General features: G+C 31.3%; 8 protein-coding genes. All 8 read right to left on the reverse strand.

The window, feature by feature from the left end; genetic code table 11:
* Positions 1-14 precede the first annotated feature (14 nt).
* The 8 genes from L992_RS10725 to pepF all read right to left on the reverse strand — a co-directional run bounded on the left by L992_RS10725 (position 15) and on the right by pepF (position 10,928).
* Entirely contained in the window at positions 15-1,706 is a 1,692-nt protein-coding gene (locus L992_RS10725; protein ID WP_047381710.1) for a phospho-sugar mutase, read from the reverse strand.
* A 21-nt stretch (positions 1,707-1,727) separates the two neighbouring features.
* Positions 1,728-3,338, reverse strand: a complete 1,611-nt coding sequence (groL, locus tag L992_RS10730; protein WP_047396188.1) for a chaperonin GroEL — start codon at positions 3,336-3,338, stop codon at positions 1,728-1,730.
* A 15-nt stretch (positions 3,339-3,353) separates the two neighbouring features.
* The gene (gene galU, locus L992_RS10735; protein WP_047396192.1) at positions 3,354-4,232 is read right to left on the reverse strand and encodes a UTP--glucose-1-phosphate uridylyltransferase GalU; all 879 of its coding nucleotides are present in this window, start codon (positions 4,230-4,232) and stop codon (positions 3,354-3,356) included.
* Between the two features lie 19 nt (positions 4,233-4,251).
* A complete protein-coding gene (metG, locus tag L992_RS10740) occupies positions 4,252-6,174 on the reverse strand; it encodes a methionine--tRNA ligase (RefSeq protein ID WP_047381706.1) in 1,923 nt (640 codons plus the stop codon).
* A gap of 32 nt (positions 6,175-6,206) precedes the next feature.
* The gene (locus L992_RS10745) at positions 6,207-6,848 is read right to left on the reverse strand and encodes a lysophospholipid acyltransferase family protein (RefSeq protein WP_047396195.1); all 642 of its coding nucleotides are present in this window, start codon (positions 6,846-6,848) and stop codon (positions 6,207-6,209) included.
* A 101-nt stretch (positions 6,849-6,949) separates the two neighbouring features.
* On the reverse strand, positions 6,950-7,303 hold the full coding sequence (locus L992_RS10750; protein WP_047381702.1) for a YbaB/EbfC family nucleoid-associated protein: 354 nt from the start codon (positions 7,301-7,303) through the stop codon (positions 6,950-6,952).
* A 75-nt stretch (positions 7,304-7,378) separates the two neighbouring features.
* A complete protein-coding gene (gene sppA, locus L992_RS10755; RefSeq protein WP_047396198.1) occupies positions 7,379-9,097 on the reverse strand; it encodes a signal peptide peptidase SppA in 1,719 nt (572 codons plus the stop codon).
* A gap of 1 nt (position 9,098) precedes the next feature.
* Positions 9,099-10,928, reverse strand: coding sequence for an oligoendopeptidase F (pepF, locus tag L992_RS10760; RefSeq protein ID WP_047381767.1), 1,830 nt, complete (start codon positions 10,926-10,928; stop codon positions 9,099-9,101).
* Positions 10,929-11,160 lie beyond the last annotated feature (232 nt).

The following is an 11,160-nucleotide window of genomic DNA, read 5'->3' on the forward strand; positions in this document are numbered from 1 at the left end:
TCCTCCAAGGCTTTTTAATCAACAAAAGCTTCAAAAGACTTCATAGCTTTTGCTAATTTTTCATCAGCATCTTTTTCTGTTGTTCCAACAACACAGAAATAATATTTTATTTTTGGTTCAGTTCCAGAAGGTCTAGCAGTGATGTATGTATTGTCCTCTAATACAAATTGGATAACATCAGATTTAGGTAATCCGTTATATCCAGTATTAAAATCTCTTTTTGAAATAACATTTTGACCAATTAAAGAGTCCGTTACATTCTCTCTTAAACTGCTCATTATTTTAGAAATTGCTTCAACACCATCTTTTCCTTTTTTAGTAACAGCTATAATCCCTTCTCTATAGTAACCAAATTTATCATATAATTTTTTTAACTCTTTAGGTATTGATGATCCAACGCTAGCGTAGTAAGCTGCCATTTCAGCAATTAATAAAGTTGCTACAACCGCATCTTTATCTCTAGCATGAGTTCCAACAAGATATCCGTATGATTCTTCGAATCCCATAAGGAATGTTGCATCATATTTCCCCTCTTCGAACTCTCTAATTTTTTCACCAATAAATTTAAATCCTGTTAAAGTTCTAAATATTTCAACACCTTTTTCTTTAGCAACTGCATCTAGCATAGGTGTAGAAACTACAGTAGAAATTACAGCGCCATTTTTAGGGATATCTTTCTTATTTTCTAAGATATAGTTCATAAGTAAAAGTCCAATTTGGTTTCCATTTGGATATAACCAAGTTCCACATTCATCTTTAACAGCAACTCCGATTCTATCAGCATCAGGATCGTTTGCCATACAAAGCTTAGCTCCAACTTTATCAGCTAATTCAGTACTTAACTTAAACACTGCAGGATCTTCAGGATTTGCATATGAACAAGTTGGGAAGTTTCCATCTGGTTGCTCTTGTTCAGCAACTATGTATATTGAGTTAAATCCAGTTTCAGAGAATACTCTTTTAACAGGTCTTCCTCCAGTTCCGTGTAAAGGAGAGTAAACAATTTTAAAATCCTCTTTTCCTGGAATTTCGTGATGGATAATTTGTTTTTTAACAGCTTCTATAAATTTTGTATCCATATCTTCAGAGATATATTCTAAAAGACCAGCTTCAATAGCAGTATCTTTATCAATAAGTTTTATGTCCTCAAATGAATTTACATTGTTAACATTAGTAACAACACCAGTGGCTTGTGGATCAATAATTTGACAACCATCGTTCCAATAAACTTTATATCCGTTGTATTCTTGAGGATTATGAGATGCTGTAACAACAATACCAGCAATACATTTAAGTTCTCTTACTGCGAAAGAAAGCTCAGGTGTTGATCTTAAAGATTTGAATAGATAAGCTTTGATTCCATTTCCAGCTAAAACAAGAGCAGAGTTTAAAGCATATTCTTCAGATCCAATTCTACAGTCGTAAGCAATTGCTACTCCCATCTTTTTTCCTGTTTCACCAGAAGCTTCTAAGATATAATTAGCAAGACCTTGAGTAGCTTTTCTAATAGTATATTTATTGATTCTATTGATACCTACTCCTCTAACTCCTCTCATTCCTCCAGTTCCAAAAGAAAGATTTGTGTAGAATCTATCTTCAATCTCTTTTTCATTATCTTTAATACTCTCTAAATCTTTTCTATCCTCTAAATCAATATAATCTGAAGTTAACCAGTTGTTGTAATTTTCAAGTGTAAATTTATCCATTTTAAAATCCTCCCCTTTATATTATATGTCCCCCATATTAGAGTTTAAGTTTTCACTAATAGGTTCTTTTTTATTTGCAATAATAACCTCTGTTGTTAATATTAAAGCTGCAATAGATGTCGCATTTTGCAGAGCTGAACGTGTAACTTTTGTAGGGTCAATAATTCCGTTCTCAATCATGTGAACATATTCTTCTGTAGCTGCATTAAGACCATAACCGTCGGCTAAGTTTTTAACCTTTTCTAAAACAACTCCACCGTCTAAACCAGCGTTGATAGCAATCTGTTTTAGGGGAGAAGTTAAAGATCTTTTTAAAATATTAGCACCAATCCCCTCTTCGCCATCTAAAATAAAATCTTCCATTTGGTTAGCAATTTCAGCAAGAGCTACTCCACCTCCAGGAACAACACCCTCTTCAATAGCAGCTCTAGTTGCATTTAAAGCATCCTCTATTCTAAGTTTTTTCTCTTTCATTTCAACTTCAGTTGCAGCTCCAACTTTAATAATAGCTACTCCACCAGAAAGTTTAGCTAATCTTTCTTGTAGTTTTTCTCTATCATACTCTGAATCTGTCAAAGAGAGTTGATTTTTGATATGTAATATTCGACTATCTAATTGCTCTTCATTACTGAATCCATCAATGATAACAGTAGAATCTTTAGTAACTTTTATTTTTTTTGCTCTTCCAAGTTGAGTAAGGTCAGTTTCCTCTATTTTCATTCCTTTATCTTCAGAAACAACCGTTCCACCAGTAAGAATAGCAATGTCTTCTAGCATAGCTTTTCTTCTATCTCCAAACGCAGGAGCTTTAACTCCAGTAACATTAAGAGTTCCTCTAATTTTATTTAAAACTAAAGTAGCTAGAGCTTCACCATCTAAATCGTCAGCTATAATAAGTAGAGGTTTAGATGTCTGAACTGTTTTTTCTAAAAGAGGTAATAACTCTTTCATAGTAGATATTTTTTTGTCTGTTATTAAAATAAATGGGTTTTCTAAGATAGCTTCCATTCTTTCAGAGTTAGTAACCATATAAGGAGAAAGATAACCTTTTTCAAACTCCATACCTTCAACAACATCTAAAGACGTTTCTAAAGAACGTGCTTCTTCAACACTGATTACCCCACTTTCACCAACTTTATCCATAGCTTTAGCGATAAGAGACCCGATCTCACTATCTCCTGCAGAGATGGATGCAACTTGAGATATTTCGCTGTTAGATTGAACTTTTTTTGATTTTTCTAAAAGTAATTCAATAGCTTTTTTAGTAGCTTTCTCAATTCCTTTTTTTACAAAAATAGGATTAGCTCCAGCAGAAACCATTTTAAGTCCTTCTTTTACGATGGCTTGAGCTAAGATTGTTGCTGTAGTAGTTCCGTCTCCAGCAACATCATTAGCTTTAGTAGCAACCTCTTTTATAAGTTGTGCTCCCATATTTTCGAAAGGATCTTCTAATTCAATTTCCTTCGCAATAGAAACACCATCATTTGTAATAAGAGGAGGTCCATATGCTTTTTCTAAAACAACATTTCTTCCTCTAGGTCCTAAAGTGATTTTAACAGCATCAGCTAAAATATTAACTCCATTTTCTAATTTTTTTCTTGCATCAGCATTAAATTTTAATAATTTAGCCATGATAAAAATCCTCCGTTAAAACTTGATTTCCTCTTTTAAATATTTTATAAGGTCATCTTTTGTTTCTTCATTTCTAAGTCCAAATTCAATGTTGGCTTTTAAAAGACCTATTTTGTTTCCAATATCGTATCTTTTTCCTTCAAAATTATATGCAACAACCTTTTTATTGTCATTTAACATTTGTAAAATAGCATCTGTTAATTGAATCTCTCCACCTTTTCCAGGAGTAGTAGTTTCTAGATATTTAAATATCTCACCATCTAAAAGATATCTTCCAAGACAAGCAAGGTTTGATGGAGCTTCTTCTAGTGATGGTTTTTCAATAAAGTCAACCATTTCTACAGTATTTTCATCTAAAGTTGCAGATGGTTTAACGATTCCATATTTAGAAACATCTTTGTTTTCAACTTCTTGAACTCCAATTACGCTACTTCCATATTTTTCGTAGACATCAATTAGTTGCTTAGCTACAGGTGCGTCAGGATTATAAACGATATCATCTCCAAGAGCGATAACAAATGGGTCATCTCCAATAAATGATTTAGCTTTTAAAATAGCATGTCCAAGACCTAAAGGATGGTTTTGTCTAACATAATAGATATTTGCCATACTTGAGATATCATCAATTTTTTTTAGAAGATCAAATTTTCCATCTCTTTCTAAAGTATTTTCTAATTCAAAAGAGAAATCAAAGTGATCTTCGATAGAGTTTTTGTTTCTTCCAGTAACAATTACAATGTCGGTAATTCCAGACTCTACAAGTTCCTCGACAATGTATTGAAGAGATGGCTTGTCAACTATAACAAGCATCTCTTTTGGTTGGGCTTTTGTTGCAGGTAAAACTCTAGTCCCTAATCCCGCTGCAGGTATAACAGCTTTTGTAACTTTTTTCATAGATAAATCCCCCTAAAAATTATTTTATTTTAGCTCCAACTTTAACAGTTGAGTCTACTTCAACAAGTTTTAATCTTTTCTTTTCAGTAGAGCTTAAAAGCATTCCTTGAGAAAGAACCCCTCTTAAATTAACCGGTGGAAGGTTTAAAATAGCTAAAACTTTCTTTCCAACAAGTTCAGAAGGTGTTGGATAGTATTTTGCAATTCCAGAAACAATTTGTCTAACTTCGTTAGCAGTTTTTACTTTGAATTTAAGAAGCTTATCAGCACCTTCGATGTTACTAGCTTCTAATATTTCAACTACTTGGATATCTACTTTATCGAAATCAGCAATTTCGATTGGGTTTTCAATTTTTAAGTCTTCATTTATAGCAAGAGGATCTTTTTTAGCCTCTTTCTTTTCAACTTCAAGTCTAGGGAATATAGGTTCAGCAGTACCTAAAACATGACCTTCAGAGAATAAATTCCATCCGTTTACAGAATCTAAATTAGCATCTAAGATGTTAGTGTTAACACCAAGCTGATTCCAAATCTTTTGTGATGCAGTTGGCATATATGGAGCTGTTAAAATAGCAACTTTGTATAATGATTGAACTAAGAAGTTCATAACAGTTGCAAGTCTCTCTTTTTTAGCTTCATCTTTTATAAGAAGCCAAGGAGCAGTTTCATCAACATATTTATTCATTCTAGAGATAAATTTCCAGATAGCTTCTAAAGCTCTAGAGAATTCAACTCTATTTATATGATAATCTACAGCTGAAATTGTTTCATCCCAAAGAGTTTTAACAGTTTCATCAATCTCTTCAAGAACCTCTCCTTTTGTAATAACTCCATTGAAGTATTTACCGTACATTCCAAGAGTTCTATTTAAAAGATTTCCAAGGTCGTTAGCAAGGTCAGAGTTAATTCTTGTAACGATAGATGGAGTTGAATAATCTCCGTCATTTCCGAAATTAACTTCTCTCATTAAACAGTATCTAAAAGCGTCAACACCATATTTTGCAATTTCATCTAATGGAGCTACTACGTTTCCTTTAGATTTTGACATTTTTTCACCTTCAGAAGTCCACCATCCGTGAGCAACTATTTTATCTGGAAGTTTTACTCCAGCAGAAAGTAACATACAAGGCCAAATAATAGCATGGAATCTTAAGATATCTTTTCCTAAAAGGTGAACAACTTCTCCATTATTCCAGAATTTATCGAATAATTCAGCACTATTTTCATATCCAACAGCAGTTAGATAGTTTGTAAGAGCATCAAACCAAACATAAGTTATATGTCCAGGTGCAAACTCTATAGGGATTCCCCATTCAAATGTATTTCTAGAGATAGAAAGATCTTGTAATCCTTGCTTTATGAAAGATACAACTTCATTTTTTCTAGAGTGAGGAAGAATAAAATCAGGGTGTTTTTCAATATGATCAAGTAAAGCATCTTGATATTTTGACATTTTAAAGAAGTATGACTCCTCTTTAACTGTTCTTAACTCTTTTCCACAGTCAGGGCAGTGATTACCATTTACAATTTGATTTTCAGGAACGAAAGTTTCACAAGAAACACAGTACTTACCTTCGTATTCACCCTTATATATATCTCCTTTATCATGAACTGTTTTTAATATTTTTTTAACAGCATCTTTGTGTCTAGGCTCAGTTGTTCTGATAAAATCAGTATAGTTTATATCTAATGCTTTCCACATATCGATAAATCTAGGAGCCATAGAATCTGTCCAAGCTTGAGGAGTTAAGTCTCTCATTTTAGCTGCTTCCTCAACTTTTTGTCCGTGTTCATCAGTTCCTGTAAGGAAGAAAACATCGAATCCTTTAGATTTTTTATATCTAGCTAAAACATCAGCTGCGATAGTTGTATAGGCACTTCCAACATGTGGATCTCCATTAACGTAGTATATAGGTGTAGTTACATAAAAATTTTTACTCATCTATTAATCTCCTTTCAAATCATTATTTTCTTTTAGTTTTTTGTATTCAATTTTTGTTCAGCTATTTTATCCATTTCGAATAATGTAGTTTTAACTAATTCTAGATAGTCATCTAGATTAGCATCACTTGGAATAAAAATAGGTTCACCAATTACACAAACCATTTTAGAAAATGGTTTTGGCATTTGGAATTTATCCCAAGCTTTTTCAAAAATCCATTTATTGTTAAAAGCAACTCCAACAGGTACGAGAGCTTTTCCAGATTTTTGAGCAAGGTAAAGCATTCCAGGCTTAACTTCGTAGATAGGTCCTTTTGGTCCATCTAAAGGAGTTCCAGCACTATATCCAGCTTTAACAAGTTTGATAAGTTTTAAAACAGATTTTATCGAGTCTTTACCAGAAGACCCTCTAACCATAGTGAAGCCCATTTTTTCTAAAGGAACAGAGATTAGCTCTCCATCTTTAGAAGGACTTGCTAAAACGGCTTTTTTTTCTGAGAAGTTTAGGAGACCTAAAGATGCACCAACAAGTTTATTGTGCCAGAATCCACAAACATACCCTTCACCATCTATAAGTTTAGGACTTTTAATAACCTCTATTTTCATTGTTTTAGAAATAATTCTTAGTAGGTAGTAAAGCATTAAACCATATTTTTTATATTTGTTATTTTCCATTAAAAAACCACCTATAATCAAAGTATTTTCAAATAATTATAACATAAATTTAGAGTAAAAAAAAGCACCAATACTTATTGTATCGGTGCTTTAAATTGAGATTAGAATAATCCAGGGATGTTGATTCCACCAGTAACAGCAGACATCTCTTTTTCAGCTAACTCATCAGCTTGTCTCATAGCTTCAGTAACAGCAGAAAGAACTAAATCTTCTAACATCTCTTTATCTTCAACAGCATCTTTTATAGTCTCTTCAGATATTTTTATAGAAACGATATCTTTTTGTCCGTTAGCTCTAACTACAACAGCTCCACCACCAACAGAAGCCTCAACTTCTTTCTCTTTTAATGAATCTTGAACAGCAAGCATTTGTTGTTGCATAGCTTGAGCTTGTCTTAAAATATCAGATTGAGAGTTTCCTCCAGTAGTTTTTTGTCCTTTTATTTTTCTAACCAATTTAATCCCTCCTAGAACATATTATGTAATTGTTATGATTATATCATAATTTAGAGTAGATTTTCAACCAAAGATTTAAAAGCTTAAATATAAAATCGGTTTGAAAAAGATCTCTTCATTTTCTACAAAGCTTTTAAGATTCTTTGTATTGGTAAGGTTTTTTAAAGATAGAATTTTTTGTATAGGAAGTAGCGAAGCTTCAAAGATAGATTTTAAATCCTCTTCATATGCTATCTCTATAACACTGAAATTATCAGCTATTTCTAAATCTGTTGCTAGAGTTGTAACTGTAGTATTAAGACTTCCTAAAGAGTCTATAAGACCATTATCTAAAGCTTCTTTTCCTAACCAAATTTTTCCTTGAGCAATTTTTTCAACATCTTCAATAGTCATACCTCTTCCAGAGGCCACTCTATTCAAAAATTCGTGATAAACTTTGAAGTTAGCTGAATAGATTTTTTCCTTTCTTTCATCAGTCATAGGTGAAGTTAAAGAGTATAAATCAGCAAATTTTCCTAAGTTTATTTCGTTCATATTTATTCCAACTTTATCACTTAAAGTTTTAAAGTTTGGAATTAAGCTAACCACACCAATAGAACCTGTAATACTATTTTTATCTGCAAAAATCTTTTTTGCTGCAGTAGAGATATAATATCCACCAGATGCTGCGACACTTCCGATAGATATATAAACTGGTTTTTCAATATTTTTGATAGAGTTATAGATAATATCAGAAGCTAAAGCAGACCCACCTGGTGAATTAACTCTTATAACAATTCCTTTGATAGAGTTATCTTCAGAGGCTTTTTCTAAAGCTGAAATAAATCTATCTGGAGTTATAGTACTGGCTGTCGGATTTCTAGAAGCGGTATAGTTAATTTCACCATCAGCATATATAATGGCAATTTTGTTATCTGCTGAAACAGATTTTAAAGTAGTAGCATAGCTTTCTATATCCATTATATTATCAATATTTTTTTCTTTTTTAAAGTTCTCCCAATATTTAAGAGAGGTTATTAAATTATATTTAGATAGAGCTTCAGATGATTCACCCATCAACTCGCCATTTAAAATAGCATCATCAATAGAACCTTTTTCGATAGAAAGATTTTTAGATATATCTTCTACGAAATAAGAATAACCTTTATTTAAAACTCTTTTTAAATCAGAACGATTTTCTTCCGACATCTCATTTCTCGTATAATTTTCACCATAGGTTTTGAAATCACCAACATGAATGACATTGACATCGATACCTAATTTTTCAGTTAAATTTTTAAAATAAGGAATATCTTTACTATATCCACTTATATTAACTGAAGTTGATGCAGAAGGTGGCATCAAAGTTTCGGTAGAATAACTACTTAAAAGTAAAGAGTTATTGTCCATTAAAGCACCATATGAGTATATAGGTTTATTAGAGACTTTAAATTCATTTAAAACCTCTCCTAATTCATTAATTTGACTTTTACTTAAAGTATTATTATCGAAAAATAATAAGATACCTTCAACATTTGAATCATCTTTCGAAAGCGATATAGACTTTAAAAGTTGATAAAAGTTAATGCCTTTAGAATTGAAACTCAACGGATTTTGAATAAGAGTTTCAGTGTAAGTTTTTGAAAGATCAACTTTTAAATATGATTTTTTAGTTATTGTAGTCTTTTTGTTATTTGAAAAATAATTGAAAGCAATAACTCCTAAAAGTATAAGAAAAGCAAACTTTATAATCATAGATGAAATCTCTCTGACAATAAATTTAATAAAATTAAAAAGCCACTTAAAAACAAACATATTATATAGCACCTTTCTCTTTTTCTAATTCAGCTTCCAATAAATCAAGTAATCTGTTGAACTCTGTAGATACAGCAGTGAAGGCTTCTTTTTTACTTAAATCTACTCCTGCTTTTTTTAGTTGGTTCATCGGATGGTCATTTCCACCTGATTTTAAAAGAGTTAGATACTGCTCTTTAGCAGAATATCTTTCTTGTTCAGAGTATTTTTCATTTGTTATTCTATCGTATAGATTTGCAGAAGCAGCAAAGCTAGTTGCGTATTGGTAAACATAGTATGGTGAATTAAAGAAGTGAGGAATTCTAGACCAAATAATCTTTTGTAATTCATCCATAGTAAGTTCGTTTCCAAAATAATCTTTAAAAAGATTTTCCATGATTTTATTTAAAACTTCAGGAGTAATAGCTCCTCCTTTTTCAACAATTTCATGAGCGGCATATTCATAATCAGCAAATAAGGTTTGAATATAATAAGTCCCAACAATTCCGCCAATAGCTTGTTCAATAAGAGCTATTTTTTCTTTTGAATCAGTTGTATTTTTTAGCATATTATCTAAAAGTAATCTTTCGTTAAATGTTGAAGCAACTTCTGCAACAAAGATAGTATAACTACTTGTTGGATAAGGTTGATTTTCAGTAGATAACATAGAATGCATAGTGTGTCCTAATTCATGAGCTAAAGTAAAAACAGCATCCATAGTGCCATTATAGTTTAGCAACATATAAGGATGAACATCATAAATATTTAAAGAATAAGCTCCGCTTCTCTTATTTGGCGTTTCATAAACGTCTAACCATCCTTCACTAAGAGCATTACTTAACCCTTTATAATAATCTATTCCTAAAGGTTTAACAGATTCTAACACAGTAGTTTTGGCCTCTTCATATGAAAACTCTTTATTGTAGTCTACAATATTAATTGAGTTATCATAGTAATAGTAGTTTTTAAGATCTAAAGCTTTTTTTCTTAATGCGATGTATCTTTTAAGTGGAGCAGTATTCTCTCTAGTAGATTGAATTAAAGTTTTATAGACATCTAAAGGTATATTTTTAGGGTTTAAAGCTTTTTCTAAACTAGAGTTATAATTTCTAGATTGAGCAGCAGCAAAATCTCTTTGAAGGATACTTTTATAGATTGCAGCATATGTATTTTTATTTACATTAAATGAATTATAAAGAGCTTCAAAAGCTTTTCTTCTATCATTTTGATTTCTATTTGTCGAAACTATTTTAGAATAAACTCCATTAGTAACAGTTGTTTTAGTTCCATCGTTTAGTTCGATTTCATTCCATTTGATATCAGAGGTTGAAAGTTCACTGTAAATATCAGAAGGAACACCTAGATATTGACCAAAATATGAAAGTAATTTTTCTTTATCAGCAGAAAGAACATGCTCTTGTAATCTATAAATTTCCATCAAAGGGAATCTATTGTTTTCAAGTACAGTATTTCCTTCAATCCATGTTAACATAGTTTCCTTTGGAATTGTTAAAATTTCAGGTGTAATCCAAGATGAAGAGATAGAGTAGTTAGCATATATGCTTTCAATCTCTTGTAGTTTTACAGAAGCGTTTTCATTAGTTGAATCTAAATCTCTTTGAAGATATGGATATAGATAAACTTTATCTAGTAATCTAGAAACTTTTTCTTCGAGTTCTATAAACTCTACAAAAGTTGAAGAGTTTTGTGAAATCTTTCCCTGATATTTAGGAACTTCACTCATAAGTTCTTTAAGTTTTATTAAGTCTTTATCCCACTCATTCCAGTTAGAGTAGATATCATTTAAATTCCATTTGTATTCTTGAGAAATATTATCTCTATTTTTTTCCATAGAAAAATCCTCCTTAGTATTTTTTACTGTAGTTTGTTGTAAAGTGCTTTGAGAGTGTGACGATTTTTTTTCATAAAAATATTTTCCAATAAAAGCTGTATTAGCAATAAGAATAAGAACTATAAATTTTTTCATCGAATCCCCCTATCTTCCTTTAGTTTCTGTTAACTTAAAATTTATTGAAACTACTCCAATCCTTTGAGGTATAATAGTTATTCGACCAACCAATATT

The sequence above is a fragment of the Cetobacterium sp. ZOR0034 genome, from assembly GCF_000799075.1.
GTDB lineage: Bacteria > Fusobacteriota > Fusobacteriia > Fusobacteriales > Fusobacteriaceae > Cetobacterium_A.

Excerpts from the sequence above, each read along its gene's own strand:
- L992_RS10725 (WP_047381710.1), bottom strand. The coding sequence starts at position 1,706 with ATGGATAAATTTACACTTGAAAATTACAACAACTGGTTAACTTCAGAT.
- groL (WP_047396188.1), bottom strand. The coding sequence starts at position 3,338 with ATGGCTAAATTATTAAAATTTAATGCTGATGCAAGAAAAAAATTAGAA.
- galU (WP_047396192.1), bottom strand. The coding sequence starts at position 4,232 with ATGAAAAAAGTTACAAAAGCTGTTATACCTGCAGCGGGATTAGGGACT.
- metG (WP_047381706.1), bottom strand. The coding sequence starts at position 6,174 with ATGAGTAAAAATTTTTATGTAACTACACCTATATACTACGTTAATGGA.
- L992_RS10745 (WP_047396195.1), bottom strand. The coding sequence starts at position 6,848 with ATGGAAAATAACAAATATAAAAAATATGGTTTAATGCTTTACTACCTA.
- sppA (WP_047396198.1), bottom strand. The coding sequence starts at position 9,097 with ATGTTTGTTTTTAAGTGGCTTTTTAATTTTATTAAATTTATTGTCAGA.
- pepF (WP_047381767.1), bottom strand. The coding sequence starts at position 10,928 with ATGGAAAAAAATAGAGATAATATTTCTCAAGAATACAAATGGAATTTA.